Annotated in this window: 18 protein-coding genes; 7 read left to right on the top strand and 11 right to left on the bottom strand. The window is 41.8% G+C overall.

Translation table 11 applies throughout. From position 1 onward, the window contains the following. Positions 1-32: 32 nt before the first annotated feature. The 6 genes from bioA to HII16_RS03070 all read left to right on the top strand — a co-directional run bounded on the left by bioA (position 33) and on the right by HII16_RS03070 (position 8,385). Positions 33-1,352, top strand: coding sequence for an adenosylmethionine--8-amino-7-oxononanoate transaminase (bioA, locus tag HII16_RS03095; protein ID WP_169127398.1), 1,320 nt, complete (start codon positions 33-35; stop codon positions 1,350-1,352). Positions 1,353-1,510: 158 nt separating this feature from the next. Next, a complete protein-coding gene (gene asnS / locus HII16_RS03090) occupies positions 1,511-2,911 on the top strand; it encodes an asparagine--tRNA ligase (protein ID WP_169127396.1) in 1,401 nt (466 codons plus the stop codon). Positions 2,912-3,199: 288 nt separating this feature from the next. Further along, positions 3,200-4,522, top strand: coding sequence for an efflux RND transporter periplasmic adaptor subunit (locus tag HII16_RS03085; RefSeq protein ID WP_169127394.1), 1,323 nt, complete (start codon positions 3,200-3,202; stop codon positions 4,520-4,522). 40 nt (positions 4,523-4,562) lie between these two features. Next, a complete protein-coding gene (locus tag HII16_RS03080) occupies positions 4,563-5,246 on the top strand; it encodes an ABC transporter ATP-binding protein (protein WP_169127392.1) in 684 nt (227 codons plus the stop codon). A gap of 18 nt (positions 5,247-5,264) precedes the next feature. Then, a complete protein-coding gene (locus HII16_RS03075; protein ID WP_169127390.1) occupies positions 5,265-7,748 on the top strand; it encodes an ABC transporter permease in 2,484 nt (827 codons plus the stop codon). 181 nt (positions 7,749-7,929) lie between these two features. Continuing rightward, a complete protein-coding gene (locus tag HII16_RS03070) occupies positions 7,930-8,385 on the top strand; it encodes a nuclear transport factor 2 family protein (RefSeq protein WP_169127388.1) in 456 nt (151 codons plus the stop codon). 107 nt (positions 8,386-8,492) lie between these two features. Here HII16_RS03070 and HII16_RS03065 read toward each other — a convergent pair whose 3' ends face one another. The 6 genes from HII16_RS03065 to HII16_RS03040 form a co-directional block, all read right to left on the bottom strand. Beyond that, complete coding sequence (locus tag HII16_RS03065; RefSeq protein ID WP_169127386.1) at positions 8,493-9,320, bottom strand: transglutaminase domain-containing protein; 828 nt, start codon at positions 9,318-9,320, stop codon at positions 8,493-8,495. 27 nt (positions 9,321-9,347) lie between these two features. After that, on the bottom strand, positions 9,348-9,578 hold the full coding sequence (locus HII16_RS03060) for a DUF350 domain-containing protein (RefSeq protein WP_135440316.1): 231 nt from the start codon (positions 9,576-9,578) through the stop codon (positions 9,348-9,350). Between the two features lie 93 nt (positions 9,579-9,671). Continuing rightward, on the bottom strand, positions 9,672-10,307 hold the full coding sequence (locus tag HII16_RS03055; RefSeq protein ID WP_169127384.1) for an SGNH/GDSL hydrolase family protein: 636 nt from the start codon (positions 10,305-10,307) through the stop codon (positions 9,672-9,674). A 177-nt stretch (positions 10,308-10,484) separates the two neighbouring features. Continuing rightward, positions 10,485-10,952: a helix-turn-helix domain-containing protein gene (locus HII16_RS03050; protein WP_169127382.1), complete on the bottom strand. Its 468-nt coding sequence runs from the start codon at positions 10,950-10,952 to the stop codon at positions 10,485-10,487. 156 nt (positions 10,953-11,108) lie between these two features. Beyond that, entirely contained in the window at positions 11,109-11,666 is a 558-nt protein-coding gene (locus tag HII16_RS03045) for a nitroreductase family protein (protein WP_169127380.1), read from the bottom strand. Between the two features lie 227 nt (positions 11,667-11,893). Then, entirely contained in the window at positions 11,894-12,586 is a 693-nt protein-coding gene (locus tag HII16_RS03040; protein ID WP_169127377.1) for a DoxX family protein, read from the bottom strand. A 229-nt stretch (positions 12,587-12,815) separates the two neighbouring features. On the opposite strand from HII16_RS03040, the gene sppA reads away from it, so the two are divergent. Beyond that, positions 12,816-14,693, top strand: coding sequence for a signal peptide peptidase SppA (sppA, locus tag HII16_RS03035; protein WP_169127375.1), 1,878 nt, complete (start codon positions 12,816-12,818; stop codon positions 14,691-14,693). Positions 14,694-14,851: 158 nt separating this feature from the next. Here sppA and HII16_RS03030 read toward each other — a convergent pair whose 3' ends face one another. The 5 genes from HII16_RS03030 to HII16_RS03010 all read right to left on the bottom strand — a co-directional run bounded on the left by HII16_RS03030 (position 14,852) and on the right by HII16_RS03010 (position 20,328). Next, positions 14,852-15,076 (bottom strand): hypothetical protein, encoded by a 225-nt coding sequence (locus HII16_RS03030; protein ID WP_169127373.1) that lies wholly within the window; start codon positions 15,074-15,076, stop codon positions 14,852-14,854. A 238-nt stretch (positions 15,077-15,314) separates the two neighbouring features. Beyond that, a complete protein-coding gene (locus HII16_RS03025) occupies positions 15,315-18,098 on the bottom strand; it encodes a DUF349 domain-containing protein (RefSeq protein ID WP_169127371.1) in 2,784 nt (927 codons plus the stop codon). Continuing rightward, on the bottom strand, positions 18,095-18,400 hold the full coding sequence (locus tag HII16_RS03020) for a DUF1315 family protein (protein ID WP_135440325.1): 306 nt from the start codon (positions 18,398-18,400) through the stop codon (positions 18,095-18,097). Before HII16_RS03020 ends, HII16_RS03025 begins: the two co-directional genes overlap by 4 nt. Before the next feature lie 9 nt (positions 18,401-18,409). Next, positions 18,410-18,733: a hypothetical protein gene (locus HII16_RS03015; RefSeq protein WP_169127368.1), complete on the bottom strand. Its 324-nt coding sequence runs from the start codon at positions 18,731-18,733 to the stop codon at positions 18,410-18,412. A gap of 119 nt (positions 18,734-18,852) precedes the next feature. After that, a complete protein-coding gene (locus HII16_RS03010; RefSeq protein WP_169127366.1) occupies positions 18,853-20,328 on the bottom strand; it encodes an alanine/glycine:cation symporter family protein in 1,476 nt (491 codons plus the stop codon). Positions 20,329-20,405: the final 77 nt, after the last annotated feature.

The raw sequence follows: 20,405 nt of genomic DNA, 5'->3' as shown, positions 1-20,405 counted from the left end.
TGTCAACTATTAAGCTCGGCATTTGTTTACCAATGAATAAAAAATATACAGAATTATTACGTTTTGATCAAAACCATTTGTGGCATCCTTATACATCGATGACGCAACCTTTAGCTTCTTATATGGTAGAGAGTGCCGAAGGCGTCTATCTAACGCTTTGTGGCCAAGGGTTGGATAAACCAACTAAAGTTATCGACGGTATGTCGTCTTGGTGGTCCGTTGTTCACGGTTATAATCACCCGATCATCAATAACGCCATCAAAACACAAGTTGATAAATTTTCCCACGTTATGTTTGGCGGGTTAACCCATGAAGCTGCTATCGAACTCGGTCAAAAGTTGGTTGACATGACCCCTGACGGACTGGATAAAGTATTTCTCGCCGATAGTGGCTCAGTTGCGGTCGAAGTTGCAATGAAAATGGCGATTCAATATCAGCACAGTTTAGGCAAAGCTAACAAAGCCAAATTCATCACGATTAAGAATGGCTATCATGGCGATACCTTTGCCGCCATGTCAGTGTGCGATCCAGTAAACGGTATGCACCAGTTGTTTAGTGGTTTTATTGCCAAAAACGTGTTTGCCGATGCGCCGCAAATAGGCTTCGACCAACGCTGGGATGACAGTGATATCGCCTCGCTTAAACAACAGTTAGATGAGCATCACGAGTCGATAGCGGCTCTTATACTAGAGCCTGTAGTACAAGGCGCTGGCGGAATGCGCTTTTATCATCCAGAATACCTACGCCAATGCCGCGCTTTATGTGATCAATACGGTATCTTGCTTATTGCCGATGAAATTGCCACCGGATTTGGAAGAACCGGTAAGCTGTTTGCGTGTGAACACGCCAACATTAGCCCGGACATCATGTGTTTAGGCAAAGCCATCACCGGTGGCTATATGACATTAGCCGCGACGCTTTGCAGCGCGGACGTGGCAAACACCATCAGTGAAGGTGATGCCGGTGTGTTTATGCATGGGCCGACCTTTATGGGCAACCCTTTGGCGTGCGCGGCAGCAAATGCCAGTCTAGACATTCTTATGACAACGGATTGGCAAACCAAGGTACAACACATTGAAGCGTCATTAAAACAGGCACTATTGCCGTTAAATGATCATGCAAATGTCGCTAATGCTCGGGTATTAGGGGCAATTGGTGTTATTGAAGCAAACTACCCTGTTGATATGGCGATTATTCAACAAAAATTTATTGAACATGGCGTTTGGATAAGACCTTTTGGTAAATTAATATATATCATGCCGCCATTTGTGATCAGTGACCAACAATTGGCGCAGCTAACCAAGGCGTTATGTCAGGTGATCGATGATGATGCGGTGTTTAACAAAGGCTAAAGCAATAAAGCCAGTTAAAATGATGATTTTTACAACAAATTACTAAAAAATCGCGTTATAACGACAACATTTACTTGAGTTAGTGGCTACCATAGGTAAACTACTCACTCTTAACTAAATTAAACCTATTTTCATAAATTTATCTAACGAGGTCAATAATGTCAGTTGCTTCAATTACTGATGTGTTAGCGGGCAAATCACCAGTTGGTGAAACCGTTACAGTCCAAGGCTGGATCCGTACTCGTCGTGATTCCAAAGCCGGTATTTCTTTTCTAGCCATTCATGATGGATCGTGTTTCGATCCTATTCAGGCGGTTGTGCCAAATGACCTTGATAATTATGAAAATGAAGTATTAAAGCTAACAACAGGTAGTTCGGTTGAAGTATCGGGTATCTTGGTCGAGTCTCAAGGTAAAGGTCAATCTTTCGAAATCCAAGCAACCAACGTTAAGGTGCTTGGTTTGGTAGATGACCCAGAGACTTACCCAATGGCAGCCAAACGTCATTCGATTGAATTTCTACGCGAACACGCACACCTTCGTGCCCGTACCAATATTGGTGGCGCAGTAACACGTGTGCGTAACTGTTTAGCACAAGCGATTCACCGCTTTATGCATCAAAAAGGTTACTACTGGATTGCGACGCCGTTAATTACCGGTTCAGATACCGAAGGTGCTGGTGAGATGTTCCGTGTTTCAACGTTAGACATGGAAAACCTACCTCGCGACGAAAAAGGTGCCATCGATTATAAAGAAGACTTTTTTGGTAAAGAAACCTTCTTAACCGTATCAGGACAACTGAACGTTGAAACCTACGCATGTGCCCTTTCAAAGGTTTACACCTTTGGTCCTACTTTCCGTGCGGAAAACTCAAACACCTCTCGTCATTTGGCAGAGTTTTGGATGGTTGAGCCGGAGATCGCGTTTGCCGACCTAAGCGATGCGGCAACGTTAGCCGAAGAAATGCTGCGTTATGTCTTTAAAGCCGTACTTGAAGAACGTGCTGATGACATCGCCTTCTTCCAACAACGTGTCGATAAAACCGTGGTTGATCGCTTAAACTCTGTGGTTAACTCTGACTTTGTACGCATGGACTATACCGATGCCATCGATATTTTGCTTAACTCAGGCAAGAAGTTCGAAAACAAAGTTGAATGGGGTGTTGACCTAAACTCTGAGCACGAGCGTTACCTTTCTGAAGAGCACGTTGGTGGTCCAGTGGTATTGCAAAACTACCCGAAAGACATCAAAGCCTTCTACATGCGTTTGAATGACGACGGTAAAACCGTTGCAGCAATGGATGTACTTGCCCCAGGAATTGGTGAAATCATTGGTGGCTCTCAACGTGAAGAACGTTTAGACGTACTCGATGCTCGTCTTGAAGAAATGGGCTTAGATAAGGAAGATTATAGTTGGTACCGCGATTTACGTCGCTACGGCACAGTACCTCATGCTGGTTTTGGTCTTGGTTTTGAACGTTTGGTTGCTTATGCAACTGGTATCAGTAATGTACGTGATACTATCCCGTTCCCTCGCGCGCCAAAAACCGCTGAGTTCTAATTCTTAGTCAGCATAAAAAATAAGGCGGGTTTATCCCGCCTTTTTTGTATCTGTAAATCGGTAATTCATCGATTTTGATGCCGTTATACAACACTGCACCTTACAAAACAGCTTTGATAATTCAACCTAAAATTACATTTGGTAAATTTCGCTAACACTTAGTCATATTTGTTAACTACTTGTAATTGATATGATTAAAATTCACCCTGCCCATTCTATCTACCCCTTTAATATCAACGATTTAAAATGTTGGCACGTTACCTGCTCTATTGTAAGTAACTACAGCTAATGGTTAGTGAATTATGCCAACAGGCAATCACCAATATTAGTTTTACTCTACAGCTAGAAGTTAACGACATGGATAGAAAAATAGAAAGAAAAGCAAAACCTTGGGGCAAGATTGCCTTCATCGTCCTAATCATCGCCTCAGTTGCGGTGATTTCTAAACTGTATTCGGCGCAAACGTCGGGTAAGTCGCTTGCCATTGAGCAGCAAAATATAACTGTATCGAAAGTATCGTACGGCACCTTTGAAGACTTTATTCCAATCCGCTCAAAAGTTACCCCTTTAAAAACCGTTTATCTTGACGCGGTCGAAGGTGGTCGTGTTGAGAAAGTGTTAATTGAAGATGGCGCGATGGTCGAGCAAGGTCAAGCCATTGTGCAATTATCAAATACCCAATTGCAGCTTGATGTTATGCGCAATGAAGCTGCGGTTACCGAGCAGCTCAATAACATGCGCAGTATCGAATTGTCGTTAGAGCAAAACAAGCTTAGCCATAAGCGCAACCTGATTGAGATTGATTACCAAATAAAACGTCTTACCCGTCAAGTACAGCGTGAACGCGTAGTATTTGAAAAAGGCAGCATTTCTGATAACGCACTGCGTGAGAATGAAGATCTTCTGGAGTACTACATCAATCGTCGTCAAGTGACGCTTGAAAGCCAAGAAACCGACGCGTTAATGCAAGCACAACAATTACAGTTTCTACAAGAGACTGGCCATCGCCTTGAAGAAAGTTTGCAGTTTGCTCGAGCCAATATGGACAACCTAAATATGAAAGCGCCTGTTGTCGGCAAGTTATCGGGTTTTAACATCGAAGTTGGTCAGTCGATTCAACGCGGTGAGCGCATTGGTCAAATCGACGACCCATCGTCGTTTAAACTTCAGGCTATGGTTGATGAGTTTTATTTAGAGCGTGTTGATTTAGGGCAAATCGCAACCATTACCCGTAATGGCACCAATTATGGCCTGACAATCGCCAAGATTTACCCACAAGTAAACAACGGCCAGTTCCGTATCGATTTAACCTTTGATGAAAATCAACCTAGCGGCATCCGTCGCGGTCAATCTTTGCAAACTAAATTAACCCTTGGTGATCCAAGCCATGTCGCTTTGATCCCTAATGGTGCTTTTTATCAAGATACCGGCGGCTCGTGGATCTTTGTTGTCAGCCAAGACGGTGAGCACGCGGTTAAACGCGCTGTGAAGTTAGGTCGACGCAACAACCGCTTTATTGAAGTTATTGAAGGACTTGAGGTGGGCGAGCAAGTCATAACCTCTCCTTACTCCAGTTTTATCGACATGAGTCGCTTAAATCTTAAATCTTAATCAAATTAACGAATGACTAAAAATTAAAAGGGATATCACTATGTTACATCTAGAAAACTTAAGCAAACGCTTTCAAACCGAAGACGTAGAAACAACCGCATTAAATAAAATTAACCTAGAAATAAAGCGCGGTGAGTTTGTTGCTATTATGGGACCGAGTGGTTGTGGAAAATCAACGCTTCTTAATACTATTGGCATGTTAGATACCGCCAGCGATGGCAGCTATTTTTTTGATGGCGAAGATATTGCCAAATACTCAGAAAGCTTATTGGCCAATATCCGCAAACAACATGTTGGCTTTATTTTTCAAAGTTTTAACTTAATTGATGAATTAAGCGTGGAAGAAAACGTAGAACTTGCCCTGCTTTATCATGACATTTCAAAACAAGAGCGTAAAAAGCGCGTCAATGAAGTATTGGCGAAAGTCGGTATTGATCATCGTGCTAAACACATGCCGAGTCAGTTATCTGGTGGTCAACAACAACGTGTGGCTGTGGCCAGAGCGGTTGTTGGTGACCAAAGTATCATCCTTGCCGATGAGCCAACCGGTAACCTTGATAGTGAACACGGTCGTGAAGTGATGGAAATGTTGCAACAACTTAATAAAGAAGGTACCACCATCATTATGGTGACTCACTCTCCTTCTCATGCGGAATATGCCAGTCGTATCGTTAATTTACTTGATGGCAAGATCCTACCTCAAGAGCTTAAAGCTGTTGTATAACAATAAAGGATTATAACTATGTTATTAATGAATTACTTAACCACCGCATGGCGTAATATGGTCAACAACAAGTTGTTTAGTGCCATCAATGTATTTGGCTTAGCCATTGGTTTGGCGGCGTGTGTAATGATCATGCTTTACGTTAAACATGAAACTAATTATGACGAGTTTTGGCAAAAAGCAGACCGTATCCATCGCTCGCATATTACCTTTAATATACCGGGCCGAGACCCTATGCATGCAGTGACCTCACCTGGTCCGTTGATTCATGCCTTGAAAAAGGATTTTGCGCAAATAGAACACGCAACCCGTATCGGTAACTGGCGCCCAACAATGAGTTATGGTGACAAGGTGTTTATTGAGCAAGCAAAACTTGTCGATGCTGACTTTGTGAATATATTTGACGTTAAAGTGCTTGCTGGTGATATTCGAGCAGCCCTATCGGACAACCACTCTATTGTTTTAAGCGAAACTATGGCGAACAAATTCTTTGACCAAGAACAAGCCATAGGTAAAGTATTGAGCCTGGATTTCGATCATTTTCAGCGCGATTACAAGGTTGCGGCGATTATTGAAGATACCCCAGATAACAGCCAATTGGATTTACCAATATTGGTGTTGATTGATGAAAAAGACTGGCAAGATCAAAATTACATGTTTCATGCTTGGTTTTCTGTTAATGCGCAGCTTTATTTCACCACTAAACAGGCCAGTGATTTAGATACCATCAACGCAGAATACGATACCTTTGCGAATAACAACTTTCCAAAAATGCCAATTGGTGGCGACGATGCTAAAGCGTCTGATTTTCTAAAACTAAGCGCCATGAACATTAAGGATCTGCATCTAAACTCGATTGGTTTTGGTGAAATGCGCCCGCAAGGTAACCAAACCATGGTGGTAACATTTTCCGCTATCGCTGTGTTGATATTGCTTATCGCCGCCATTAACTTTATGAATCTATCGACAGCGCAAGCAAGTAAGCGAGCTAAAGAAGTATCGTTAAGAAAGGTTATGGGTGCATCAAAAACGGATTTGATCCTGCAGTTTTTAGGTGAATCGGTACTGTTAACTTTGTTTGCGTTTGCCCTAGCATTCGCGTTAGTAGAGCTTACCCTACCTGTTTACAATGAGGTGCTAAATAAAAATCTAACTCTTGACTACTCACCGTCGAATTTATTGCGTTTATCTGGTTTGGCATTAGTTGTTGGTGTGCTAAGTGGATTATACCCTGCATTCATTTTGTCGAGTTTCCGTCCGGCAAAAGTATTGAAAGCCAATAAATCTGCTGAAACTAAAGCGTCTTTAAAACTGCGTGCCAGCCTGGTTGTGATCCAGTTTGCGGTATCTATCGGTTTATTTGTGGCTACTGCTGTGGTCTATTCACAAATGCAATACGCGTTAAAAATGGACGCTGGCTATAACAAAGAAAACGTTATGGTGATGTTCCGTGTTGGTCGCGAGGCTGCCAGTGAAAAACGCGAAGTCCTTATTAATGAACTTGAAAAGCATCCGCAAGTTACCTCGGTAACCTATTCGAATGAAACACCAGGTAACAGCAACGAAAATAACACCATGATGCGTACCCCTGATATTCCTGCTGAAGATGCTGTTATCATTGGCCAACGAGATGTCGGTTATAACTTTTTCGAAACCTATCAAATCAATGTATTAGCCGGTCGCACGTACGACAAAGATCGCAACGATGTTGGTCCAACAACCGAACAATTACGTGAAGGAGAGGCATTCCAAGGCTCTATCGTTGTTAATGAGTCCGCGTTAAAACGTTTAGGTCTTGGCACACCAGAACAAGCCATAGGTAAAGTATTAATTACCGCACGAGGTGATGTTGGTGAAGACTTGTACGTTGAACTTGTTGTTATTGGCGTAGTTGAAGACATTCATTTTGATAGTTTACGCTCTACCATTCGCCCTGAAGTTTACCCTCTTTCAGCAAATTTTGGTGGCAGTATCAGTATGCGCTTCAATGGTTCTCCTGAAACGTTAAAACAGGATGCTGAAGTCCTATGGAAGCAACAAGTACCAAGCATTCCATTTGCTTATTCGTTTGTCGAAGACGATATCGCTGAACTGTATCAACAAGAACAAGGTGAAGCGAAATTATTTGCTGCGTTTTCTGGGTTAGCCATCTTTGTAGCGTGCCTTGGTTTATTTGGTTTGGCTAGTTTTACTGCGACGCGACGTACTAAGGAAATCGGTATACGTAAGGTTATGGGTGCCAGTGTCTTTGATATAGTGAAAATGTTGGTGTTGAGCTTTTCAAAGCCGGTATTTATTGCTTGTCTTGTCGCTTGGCCAATTGCGTTTTACTTTATGGTCGATTGGCTGGAAGTCTTTGTTTATCGTATCGATACCAGCTTTATCGTATTCTTGTGTGCAATCTCAGGTGTGTTTGCCCTGCTTATCGCTTGGGTTACTGTGGCAAGTAATTCTATCAAGGTTGCAAGAGCGAACCCGATCAGCGCCCTACGATACGAGTAACGCCTAACATAAAGGCGTAGATATCGACTGATATAGCCGTTACCTACTAGCCGGTATTAGCGCTTAATGTGTTAATTGAGTGCCTGGTTAATAAAAAGTCCCTTATAGAAAAGCTTTGGCTACACTATAAGGGACTTTTCTTTGATTGCCTCTAAGCAATTAATTCAACAAAGGAGATAACATGAATAAGTTGGCTTTGATGTGCCTTTTGCTATTAGTTACTGCAGCAAAAGCAGTATCGGCAGACGATTTAGCGTCGATTATTAAGCAAAATAATCAACAATATATGGCCCTGTTTAATGCTGGTGACGCAGTGGGTCTTGCCAACTTGTATACCGATGACGCCGTTTATTCGATGGATGGTTTTTCTATTGTTACCGGCAAAGACGCCATTATTGCGCAGATCAAATTAGAAATGGCCGCAGGACCAGCAACCATTGAACTTACCACAGTAGATTTAGAAGCTAACGGCACAACCGCATTTGAAACAGGTACCTGGCTAGTAACCGTTGTCGATGGCGATAATAAAATCCTGATTAATGGTAATTACATGGTGGTATGGCAGCAACAAGCCGATAAAAAATGGTTAATATACCGCGATGTTATCAATCATTCAGAGCCACACCAGACAAAATAAATATGATGCTTTGGCTCTGACTATAAATCGTAATCAGTCGCTTTGATTACGCCATGCTGTAAAACTCAGCCGATGTTTAAATAATCGAAGTAATCGAAGTAATCGAGTTAATCGCTGTTACTTGACCTCGAGTTGTTATACTTAGAGCGTTTTTTCCAATGCTCACCCAAATAGTCCTTGGTCATTGGTGTCGAGGTGTTTTCCCAAAAATACTCGCGATTAAACATATATTGCGGGTAGTAATTTTGACTTAAAGACGCGAGCGGATAGTGGTTCCATGACTTGCCGGCGCGCTTATCTGTTGCTTCTAGAATGTACATTTGCTCATTTTGATTGGCCACGACCCAAGCATGGCCACCATCTTTATATTTACCAACCACGACGCGTGCATCAATACCTTCAGAGATAAGCCAGTCTGCTAATGCAATGGCATGATCTTCACAATCGCCGCGTGGTAATTGATAGGCTTGCGCAGAATTTTGCCACATGTCTGCTACGCCATATTGCTCGTTGTCTAATTGATAGGCTTTTCGTTTTGACAATACGTACAGAGGTAACCATTTATTCTCGACACTAAATGGGTGAATGCCAACCAGATAACTGTTGACGAAATAGTGTTTAAAGTCGACACCTTGCGCCGTTGCGGTCGCTAAGTTTTTCAAACTGTCACGCCAATAATAGATGTACGACTTTTCATTCGCGTAGTATCGATCGAGTTGATAGTTAACGTAACTGTCCTTCATGCGTCTGTTATCAGCGAGCATCACAACCTCACCGCGTTGGCGACGGTTTAATCGCAAACTGGGGTCAATGCTATCCCCCGCTAGTTGGGCGTGTTGCAGTAATTTCGTATCCGCCGTTTTTGCAGGAGCGATTGATTGCAAATAAATCACAGCAACACAGGCAAAGATAAACGCGGCTAAGGTACGTATCATAAGTTTTAACCTAAGCGTTAAAAAGCGCTACGCTTTTAAACCAAAACAAATGATCAGTGCGACGAAGATAAGAATTGACGATGCAAATATCGCTACGGCCATGTTGTTATTCTTTAGCTCTTGTTGGATATCGACACCTTTAAGCAGCATTTTATCGACCCAAAGTAATGCCAATACAGCGACGACAACGGCAATAACCGTATAGCCTAGGTTGATACCTAAATTAATAATGCTGGCAGAGACAAAATCCCATTCCATGAGATGTTCCTTGTTAATTATTGTTATGTAGGAACAGTATGTTAACCAGTTCTAAAAAGAATTGCTACGACTAGAGAAACCTCGGCTCTAACATTAAATGCTAGTGAGAATGCGTTTCGCTGCTTGCTTGGCCCATATACGATACATTATGCGGCCAGGATGGAAGCCATCCATCGCTACCATAGATTTATTTGGCGGCAAAGCGAGACGAAAATGTTGGCTGTAGCGATCACAGCTGAATTTCAAAGCTCGGTCAAATTCACGGCCTCTATCGGCCATAAACCACTTTAACGGTTGCGGCAGCGCAGTCATTCTATCTATTGGTGGGATGGCGGTGTGTAATATCAATCGAGGTGCAAATTTGCGTTGAATTTTATCGCGTAAGATGTGCTGTAAGTCGAGCCATTCATCGACTTCAACCAGCCCAGTGACATCATTAACCCCTAATGCCGATATAACCACGTCATATTGCTCATTCGCAAGTTGATCCATTTGCAATATCGCGTCTTCCGTCGTTGCGCCAGACTTGGCGTGTAACCGCCATTGCACGCGTCGTTGTTTACTTAATTGATTTACCAGACGACCTAGCAAGGCGAATTTTTGATGCTTTACACCAACCCCCGCCGCGGAAGAATCACCGAGCACTAACAGCTTAAGGTTTTTGCCCATGCCAGTTTCACCGTACCTATTGCCATTGGGTTCGTCCATTTTGGGAACAGTACGGCGCACGTGCCAGCCCTGACAATAAAATAAGGGCATGAGTAACATTTGTGAGATTCGTTTGATCAAAGCAATCTCTTGGACCGAAGAGTTATATTTATTTAGAGCGTTGAACCAGACTCACTTTAATTATTGTTGAAAATTTCGAAACAGACAAAATAAAAGCGGCTATTAGCCGCTCTTTTTTTAAAGCTTTCTGCCAAGCCGTTTTTCGATTTCCTTTTTCTCCCAATCAGGACTTAAAAAGGAAATAACGTCATATGCCCAAATACCATGCAAGGCCAAGCCTATAGTCCAACCAATAACCAGATAATTAATCCATAACACCTCTGGTGTGAGCATAATATTAAAGATGTACAGACATGGAACCACGACCATGAAAGTTAATACATGTGAGAAAAAATCTTTAATGTCTTGAACTTGTTGAAAAACCTGTTGCTCTTCGTCACTTAGTTGATAATCTTTTGCCATATCCTTGTCTCCTCGCAGCGTTTGTATGTTTGTTTCAAACACGGCGGCTAGAGATTTAAGCGATTCATTACCCGCTTTATGCCCGCGTTCAATTCGCTGAATGGTACGAACACTAAGCCCGGAAAATTCAGCCAATTGTTGTTGTGACCAGCCTTTTTGCAATCTCAACTTTTTGATTAACACGGTTTTCTCCCTTTGCCGAATGTGATGTCGCTTACGTTATAACAAACAATGACGCTAATACGTGACGACAAACACCTGACATGAAAGTGACAATGCAATTATTTCAGTAACTTAGCGGTATATCTATGACCAAGCATATAACTAATTTTAGACCACTTAGCGCCAATGGCGTACTTCTATGTTATCAATGCGGCGTGGTTTTTTAGCCAATTGTTTGCTCTCTGTACCGACATACAAAAATCCAACGATATCTTGATCCGCATCAATGGCCAATCTTTGCTTAACTAAAGGATGCTCAGCTAACTCTCCGGTGCGCCACATAGCATTAAAACCTTGCGCCACTGCGGCCATTTGCAATGCATGAGTTGCACACCCGGCGGTGATCATCTGTTCGTGTTTAGGTACTTTGGGGTGGTTCTTATATTGCGTTGATACAACCATTATCATTGGCGCTCTGTAGGCCATTTTCGCAGCTTTTTGCAGTTTGAATTCATCACTGGTAAGTAGCATCATCACATCAACAAAAATGTCGGTGAGTTTATCTAAACCCTGCCCTTGAATAATATCTACTCGATACGGATTTAAGTTGCCGTGATCAGGTACGGCGAGTGCTGCTTGCAGCATCTTATCAATTTGCGCTTGGTTTGGTGCTGGCGCTTGTAATAAGCCATTGGATTGACGATTAATAAGGAAGTCTATAGCGGTTGTTGTCATTGTTTGATCATGATTGTTGGAGGTTTAACGGCAAGGTACCATAAAACGCATTGATTCTCATTACTGAACAAATTTTTTATAAAAAAAAGCCTGTCCAAATGGCCAGGCAACTTTAGGGTCTGAAAACTAAGTCATTATTACCTACGGTTTCATTTTAAAATCAGATCACTTATTAATTAAAAAAAACAACGGTTTTATGCGAGCACTGCTATTGCACTGCTCGTGCATTAGCTTTGTGTATCAGGTTGTTTTTTTATGTCGTCGGTAAACAGCCAATAATCTAGACTAACGTAGCGACCAGGGCCGACAAAAAACAAGGCCAGCAACATTATGAAATACGTCGACGCGAATTCAATACCATTATTGAGCACCACCACATTACCGGTTTCATAAAGCCACTCGGTATTACCATTTTCTTCAACGATATCACGTATACGGGTTAACCGTTTCGATGCTTCGACACTGTTTGCTAAAGATTCATCGGCACTTTCGAAACCCAACCATGAAAATACTTTGGCAGAGCTTGTATCCGGGTTTGTTGGCGCGACTGCGTACCAACCCTGCTCTAAATGTACCGTGGTTGCCGCTACTATCATGGTAAACATTAACGGAATACTAACCAGTCGTGTCGCCAGACCTATCAATAATAACCAACCGCCAAAGAACTCTGTCCACGCCGCAGCATTAGCTAACACCTCAGCATACGGTAAACCTAAACCCCATTCACTGTTACCGAACCATTCTACAACATTTGGATCTGCCATGATCTGTTCAATAACGGCTAAATCAGGGTTAGAAAATTGCATTTTATTGTAACCAGCGATAATAAACACTGGCGCTAAGAATACGCGCATCAATAATGCAGGAATGGCATCAAGTTTAAGGATTGAGTCAACGGCCTTGTTGTATGTAGCTATCATTGTTTTAATAGTCCTTTGTTTAAGTATCAACAACTTATTAGAACAGTTTAGCCGAATTTTTATTTCCTGCATGGCAAATAAATGTGGAAAAAGCGGCAAAAGACCTTATTATTTGTAAATATTCTTTAATATATGGATGTAAGCAAAGATCTTTTTCCTTACCACATGTATATTAATAATCATAAGACCATGTATATTCTAATTATTCTGTAGCTAGACGTGAGGAAGTATGTCAGAGAAGCCAAGTGTAATAAAACGCATTTTTAAGAGTTTGTGGGTGTTTTTAAACACCTCCCGCAAAGTCTTTTTAAACCTCGTCTTTTTTATTTTTGTGATTTTTTTGATCAGTATAATTACTGATGACTCGGATCAGGTGCAAGTGGCCAATACCACTGCCCTGGTATTAAATCCAAAAGGCGATATTGTTGAGCAAAAACGTGAAATCGATCCTGCCGATCAAATTATGCAACAAGCGTTTGGTCAGCAAGAAGAGAATCCTGAAATCCTGTTAAGCGACCTATTAATGGTCATCGAGCATGCGAAAACAGATGACCGTGTCAAAACCATGGTTATCTATCCACAAAACTTGCAACGTGCTGGATTTCATCATTTACAAGTTATTGGTGACGCCATCAATGACTTTAAAGAGTCTGGCAAAGACGTCGTCGCTTTTGGCGATTACTTTAGCCAAGGTCAATATTACTTAGCCTCATATGCCGACAAGGTTTGGATGAACCCTGAAGGTGCAGTGATGCTTGAAGGTTTTGGTCGTTACCGTACGTATTTTAAATCTGCTCTGGATAAGCTCAACATTACCCAGCATGTGTTTAAAGTCGGTACCTACAAGTCTGCGGTTGAACCATACATTCGTGACGATATGTCAGATGCTGCAAAAGAAGCTAATAAAGCATGGTTGCAACAACTTTGGCACAATTTTAAGTTGGACATTGCTGAAAACCGCAACTTGGACCTAGCAAACTTCGATGAAACCGCAGAACAGTTATACGCTAAGTTACAGCAAGCAGACGGTAGTTTTGGTGAATACGCGCTACAAACCGGTCTTATTGATGAGTTGCGTAATCGTGAACAAATTCGTACCGATATGATTGCCAAAGTAGGTAAAGCATCAAAACATGACAGTTTCAGTCAAATAAGCTTTAAAGAATATCTTACTACCGTTAAGCCACCAGTTGCTATGGTAAACCCTATGTCAGACAAAGTTGCTGTCATTGTGGCTAAGGGCACCATCTTAAATGGTAACCAAAAAGCCGGCAGTATTGGCGGTGACTCAACCGCAAAACTACTACGTAAAGCGCGCCTTGATGATAAAGTGAAAGCGGTTGTATTACGTGTTGATAGCCCAGGTGGTAGCGCCTACGCGTCTGAGATTATTCGTCAAGAAGTTGAATTAATTAAAGCCGCAGGTAAACCTGTGATTGCCTCTATGGCCAACTACGCTGCATCCGGTGGTTACTGGATCTCTGCATCGGCTAACGAAATTTGGGCGTCTCCAAATACAATCACCGGCTCTATAGGCATCTTTGGTATGTTTATGACCTTTGAAAAAGCACTCGATAAAGTAGGCGTACACACTGACGGTATCGGTACCACAGAATTCGCGGGCTTCGGTGTTTCACGTCCTCTACCTGAGAATATTGGTAACATTATTCAATTAGGCATTGAACGTGGTTACAAAGAGTTTTTAACCTTAGTTGCTGAGAATCGCAATATGACATTGGAGCAGGTAGACGCCGTTGCCCAAGGTCGTGTTTGGACTGGCGCCAAGGCACAGGAACTTGGTTTGGTTGATAAGTTAGGTGGTTTGGATGACGCGATAGCCGCAGCTGCGGATCGTGCGGGTTTAAAAAACTATGACGTCTTGTTGGTTGAAAAAGAACTATCACCACGTCAAATGTTTATTCGCAACCTATTTGAAAACGCTCAAGTATTGTTACCTGAAGCAACGTCGAAGTTTGAGCAAGCAGCAAATAACCCGTCGTTGAAACAACGTATCATGACTATGATCAATGAATATGAACAAATGAATCAGCTTAATGATCCAAGAGGCATTTACTCATTCTGTCTAACCTGTGAAGCAGAATTTTAATCGACACAAACATTAAAAAAAGGCTCCTTACGGAGCCTTTTTTATATCCGCATATTGTAGGCTTATTATCGAGTGCATGCACTTCCCTTTAAGCCTATACTCCCTTGTCTTTAACCCTGTTGATTTTCGATTTCATGCCGTGGCTTTGGCGGCTTAGTTTATTCTTTTTTAGTTGGCGGAGAATTGATGATTTGTTTACGCTCTTCTTTGTATTCTTTATAGGATTTTTTATAGTCCTGCTCACACTCAATGGCTTGCTCATAGGGTAATTTACGGCACTCTTGAATGCGATTTTGTTGACCTATTTGATACCAGGTTTTGTTACTGCAACCGGTTATGGTGCAGATACCCGAAAACAAAAGAATTATGTAGAGTTTTGTCATTACCAACAACTTGCTCTCATACTGAAATATCTATCAAACAGCTTTTATATATAGCATAGCAATGAAATTCTATGTTGGCAGACAACGCATCAGGTTAGTTGTTAAGCTCAGTTGTAAGAACAGTATATTGGGCATAAAAAAGGAGCTTCTCAGCTCCTTATTTATAACGCATCAACGTTACCGCGCAATACTGTATGTTATGGCAAAACATATATGATGATCGGGAATAACAACGCGTTTATTTGACAAACAATGGTTTGATACGTTGTATAAACTCAATGTCATCCTTTGTGAATGGCGCCAGCGCTACCCAGTGCTTTAGCTTAGTGAGTATATTCTGTGCATCTGCCTGCATCATACTCGCGGACATCATGTCCACTTGAATCTGCATTCGTAACTGCTTGTCTTGTTGCGGTGACGAAATGGCACCCGCAATTTCTAGCTCAATGGTTTGATGACGACGATCTGCCGTTGGCTTTTTAGCACCTTCTTGTAACAGTTTAAACCAAGTTGCATTAACACGGTCATTCGCACCATCTATAACCGCATTTTCAGCAGCTAAGTCTTCAAGTGTGGCAAACAAATCAACAAACTCGGCTTGTTTTGCTTTAGATTTATTGTCCTTTATGGCTTGCTGATAAGCACTAACTCGTGACTGTGCTTTGGCTATAATCGCTTTCGGCGTTGGCGTAAAATCACTTAATTGGTCAATAAATGCCTCTAACTCGGCTATTGTTGCATTAAGTAAACTCGACTCAGCGTTATCGTCATTCACCTTGCTAATTATAGCGTCAAACGTTTGACTAAATTGTGCAAACTTGGCGTCGGTTTCAGCCTTAGTTTGTTTTTGCAATGACGCCCTTTTAGCGAATACTTTATCGTTTACTTTTCGAAACGCCTTCCAAAGACTGTTATCATGTTTTGGTCCAGCAAAGCCAATGTCTTTCCACTGTTGCTGCAGTCGCTTAAGGTTGTCAATTGCTACACCGACGTCATCATTATCTAATTCTGCTTTCGCTTTGTTAATCAATAACTTCTTGGCATCGGCATTGGTGTTATGAAAACTATATATCTTGTCCCGAATCGGCTGAATTATATCAACATATTGCTGCTGCAATTTATTATAAACTTTGCGATCGACCTCGCCTGCTTGGCGCCATAATTGACTCAGTTTATGAAGCTTTGCGTCAATTGCTTTAATATCACTATCTTCTTGCTTTGCTCGCTCAGCCAATTGCACAAGATCTTGCAACAATTGTTTTTTCTGCGCTAAATGTTGTTCGCGCAATTTACTTTGCTGTGAGAAATACTCTCTACACGGCGCGAATGCTTGCTCACATGCCTGATTAAACGCTTCATTTAATTCTTGCTCAACGTCTTCATCAGCATGGCCTAACGCGTTCCAATGTTTGCGAAACTCTTTCACTTTATCCGCTTGTTGCAATGGGCTGTCTAATGGCGATTCAACTATCTGTTGTACCTCATTCAATAATTCCTGTTTTCGGGGTGTAACAACAAAGTATTCCAGTTCGTGTAATTCTTTGATTCGTTCACTAACTGATTGAAAGTCTTTGTCAATACGATGTTGCTGACTTGGCGACAGTTCATTAATTTGGTAAGTCAGCTTGGTATGCAGACCAAATGCGGATTTGTATTTACCACTGGCGATAAGACGTTTTAATTCGGAAATTTTCTTACGAACAAACTCAAAGTGTTGATGCTGTTTCGCAACCAGAGGCTTTATCGCAGCGGCCCAATTAGCATTGATTTCATCACGAGCTGCGGTTATCGACTGAGGTAAGACATCTTGTGCTAAATCATTAATCGGTTGCCAACTTTTCAACCATTCATCATACATTGGTTTGCGCTCATTTAGCTCTTCTGTGTTACTAGGTACGGCAACATTACTGAGCTTAGAAATCAACGACGTCGCTCTAGCAACACTTTCTGCGACCATAGGTAACTGATTTAGTTTGTTATGAAGTAGCTCTATTTGTTTGAACAGACGCTGTTTGTCGTTATCTTTGACAGTGGATTTACTGACTTTATCTAGATAGTCGTCTAGCTGATGTGATACTTCGTCTTGATTAAGTTGCGCATTTTCAAAGACGGCGTCGCTGATCAATTGCGACACGCTATTTATCGCTTGGCTAAACTCTTGCAGTTGGTTTTGTTGCAGTTCAAGTGCCTGCTTCGCTTGCTGCTGCACGACAAACGCTTGTTCGCGTTCAGCGAAATGGGCATCTAACTGCGCGCTAATATGGGCGTACTTTTCTTTATAGGTCGACTGTTCTTGTTCAGAAATGCAGTCAAATTCAGCAATATTTTGTTGCCATTGTGATTCGATATCTTGCTTACGCTGCAACATATCAGCAAAATCTTGATGCTCTTTAAGCGCTAATAGTTTGGCGAGTAACAATTGCACATGTTTGTGTACCTTTTTCGGTCGCTCTATGGCATCGATCATTTGCGCAAGCTTGTGTTGTGCTTTGTCTTGTACTTTTGTGTTAGACAGTTTTTTAATAATCTTTTCGAGCTGACTCTGCTCTTCAATGCGCTCAAGCGCTTGCAGCTGCAAGTCTTCATTATCGGTAGCGAGAATGAACTGCAGCAATAAATTAGGCTTATTTATTTTAGCCAGTAAAGACTGCAAAATCTCAGATTCATGTTCGATGTGCAACCACTGTTCAAGGATCGGACTAGCAAATTTAGAATCTAAAAATTTCTGTTTTTGCGCTTTACTGACCGTAGTCGTATTAAGAATTAAATTTTGCGCTTGTTGAACGCAAAACTTTTGTATCTTGTCCGAAGGGTTGCAACTCGCTTGGCTTACAAAGGTATCAAAATCATTAATCTGCAAAAGTGCCGTACGGCGAACCAGATCGTTGTCATCGTCGAGTATAAGCTTATCGAGGATCACTTTGTCTTCAGCGCTTTTGGGATTTAACTCCTTAATCGCTGTTATTCTTATGTTGGCATCCGCATGTTGCCATTTCGCTTTAAACAAGTTTTTAAAAATCATAAATCAGTAAACCTAGCGATATCCTCAGGGTCTTTCTTACATTTTTTTTCAACCGAAGGCTTTTTAAATTGCGAGCGCAACTCAGCTTTCGATTTTTGTACGATTTCTCCGTCTGCACCTATCGTCAACATTTGATCGTTGTCCAAGTGCATCGCCTGATAAGCCATGGTTAATTGCATCGCAGAATCGCGTTGCGGACCATCAACTTCGGTACCGTCAGGCCAACGCCCTGTTTCGGCTGCGTGTTTTAATCGTTCGTACATTTCGGTTGTCATATTGGCAACCAGATTATTGAGATCCACTATTAACCTCTATTTACGTTTAGATATGATGATGCGAATGCGATTGGCGAGGTACCACAAAAAGCCACCGGCTGTTGCACCACCACCGATCATATATTGCCAAGATTGTGGGTCTGGCTTGCCCCAAAACATAAAACCGAAACCACCACAAAATAACAACATGGCTATCATTGAATGGTTCATTAACGTTTGTTGTTGTTTAATACATGCCATTTGTTGCATGGATTGACGCTTTTCGTCACTCATGTCACTCACCACTGTATTACAGTGCTGACAAACCGCAGCTATTGATGAAATTCGTTTACTACAACTTGGACAATCAATAAGAGCCATAGGCATTCCTCATACGTCGATTGTTTAATGGTTTGTTATCCGATTAAACATTACCTCAATACTTTAGATTTTACCTAAAAAAAGCGCCCCGTGGGGCGCTTTTTTAATAAAATATTGGTTTATTTTTTGTTTTCCCATAACTCGGCATTCTTAATGCCAAGGCTCTTAGGATCAAAACTAATATTATCAATGCCATTTTTTCGTTGGCGATCATAATCATGCAACGCTTTAATGGCAGGTTTTGCGACAAAGAATATTATCAGTAGACCAACGATATTTAACCAAGCCATCAAACCAACACCAACATCACCTAGTCCCCATGCCACATCAGCAGCACGAACTGTACCGTAGAAGGTTGCCGTCATAATAACTATTTTAAGCAAGGTCATTAAGCCTGGGACTTTAATCGTACGTTTAATGTAGGCAACATTATTTTCAGCGATGAAGTAATAAGCCAAAATTGTAGTAAATGCGAAAAAGAATAAGGCTAATGCAATAAATGGTTTACCAACACCGGCAAACATACTTTCAACCGCCATTTGTGTAAAGGCAGGACTGTTTGCAGCGACATCAGCCGCGACGTTTTGCACAATAAAGGCATCGCCGACACCGTGAACATTGTAGGTACCGGTAATTAAGATAACAAACGCCGTCGCAGAACAAACAAATAAGGTATCGATATATACTGAAAACGCTTGTACTAAACCTTGCTGTGCCGGATGTTGAACTTCTGCGGCAGCAGCTGCATGAGGACCCGTACCTTGACCGGCCTCATTCGAATATACACCACGCTTAACACCCCAACCAATTGCGGCACCAAAGCCTGCCATCGGCGTAAAGGCATCAGAAATAATTAAACCAAAGATTCTTGGTAACTCGCTGATGTTTAAACCAATAATGACCATGGCAATGATGATATACGCCAAAGCCATGAATGGCACAACCACTTCGGTAAACCGAGCAATACGTTTAACACCACCGAAAATGATAAAGCCAAGTAACAATACAATGCCTGCACCAGACAAGATTTTTGCTGAGCTTAGTGTACCAATTGCAGTATCGATCATTGGGCCGGTACCAAATGCCATTTCAACCGCATTACCAATACTATTTGATTGTACTGTTGGCAATAACACACCAGTGGCAATAATGGTGGCGATAGCAAATATCCATGCATACCATTTTTGACCTAGCACCTTTTCTATATAGTAAGCTGGACCACCGCGATATTGACCGTCATGCTCCTCTTTATATATCTGTGCCAGGGTTGATTCGATATAAGCGGTAGCTGCACCAAAAAAGGCAACAACCCACATCCAGAATACAGCGCCTGGACCACCGAAACCTATCGCTGCGGCAACGCCAGCAATGTTACCTGTACCGACGCGCCCCGATAATGAAACCGAAAGCGCTTGGAACGAAGAAATACCTTGCTTTGAGCTTTCACCTGAAAGCAACAAGCGCCACATTTCTTTAAAGTAACGAATTTGAACGAATCGTGTTAGAACGGTATAAAAAAGTCCGGCACCAAGACATAAATATATCAGCGCAGGGCTCCAAATAATGCTATTTAGCGTATTTACAAATTCAAGCAAACCAATAACCCCTAAAGTTTTGTTAATCTGTTATTTTTATAATATTAAAAAGGCGGTGGAGATCCCCTCACCGCCTC

It is taken from the genome of Thalassotalea sp. Y01 (assembly GCF_012932945.1).
Lineage (GTDB): Bacteria > Pseudomonadota > Gammaproteobacteria > Enterobacterales > Alteromonadaceae > Thalassotalea_A.
Note: the sequence above shows the minus strand (reverse complement) of the source record. Positions and strands in the feature narration are given on the sequence as shown.

What these genes read in the sequence shown, in the direction of transcription:
- bioA (WP_169127398.1), top strand. Translation starts at nt 33, where the DNA reads ATGAATAAAAAATATACAGAATTATTACGTTTTGATCAAAACCATTTG.
- HII16_RS03085 (WP_169127394.1), top strand. Translation starts at nt 3,200, where the DNA reads ATGGTTAGTGAATTATGCCAACAGGCAATCACCAATATTAGTTTTACT.
- HII16_RS03075 (WP_169127390.1), top strand. Translation starts at nt 5,265, where the DNA reads ATGTTATTAATGAATTACTTAACCACCGCATGGCGTAATATGGTCAAC.
- asnS (WP_169127396.1), top strand. Translation starts at nt 1,511, where the DNA reads ATGTCAGTTGCTTCAATTACTGATGTGTTAGCGGGCAAATCACCAGTT.
- HII16_RS03015 (WP_169127368.1), bottom strand. Translation starts at nt 18,733, where the DNA reads ATGGCTCTTATTGATTGTCCAAGTTGTAGTAAACGAATTTCATCAATA.
- HII16_RS03070 (WP_169127388.1), top strand. Translation starts at nt 7,930, where the DNA reads ATGAATAAGTTGGCTTTGATGTGCCTTTTGCTATTAGTTACTGCAGCA.
- HII16_RS03065 (WP_169127386.1), bottom strand. Translation starts at nt 9,320, where the DNA reads ATGATACGTACCTTAGCCGCGTTTATCTTTGCCTGTGTTGCTGTGATT.
- HII16_RS03080 (WP_169127392.1), top strand. Translation starts at nt 4,563, where the DNA reads ATGTTACATCTAGAAAACTTAAGCAAACGCTTTCAAACCGAAGACGTA.
- HII16_RS03045 (WP_169127380.1), bottom strand. Translation starts at nt 11,666, where the DNA reads ATGACAACAACCGCTATAGACTTCCTTATTAATCGTCAATCCAATGGC.
- sppA (WP_169127375.1), top strand. Translation starts at nt 12,816, where the DNA reads ATGTCAGAGAAGCCAAGTGTAATAAAACGCATTTTTAAGAGTTTGTGG.
- HII16_RS03040 (WP_169127377.1), bottom strand. Translation starts at nt 12,586, where the DNA reads ATGATAGCTACATACAACAAGGCCGTTGACTCAATCCTTAAACTTGAT.
- HII16_RS03060 (WP_135440316.1), bottom strand. Translation starts at nt 9,578, where the DNA reads ATGGAATGGGATTTTGTCTCTGCCAGCATTATTAATTTAGGTATCAAC.
- HII16_RS03030 (WP_169127373.1), bottom strand. Translation starts at nt 15,076, where the DNA reads ATGACAAAACTCTACATAATTCTTTTGTTTTCGGGTATCTGCACCATA.
- HII16_RS03025 (WP_169127371.1), bottom strand. Translation starts at nt 18,098, where the DNA reads ATGATTTTTAAAAACTTGTTTAAAGCGAAATGGCAACATGCGGATGCC.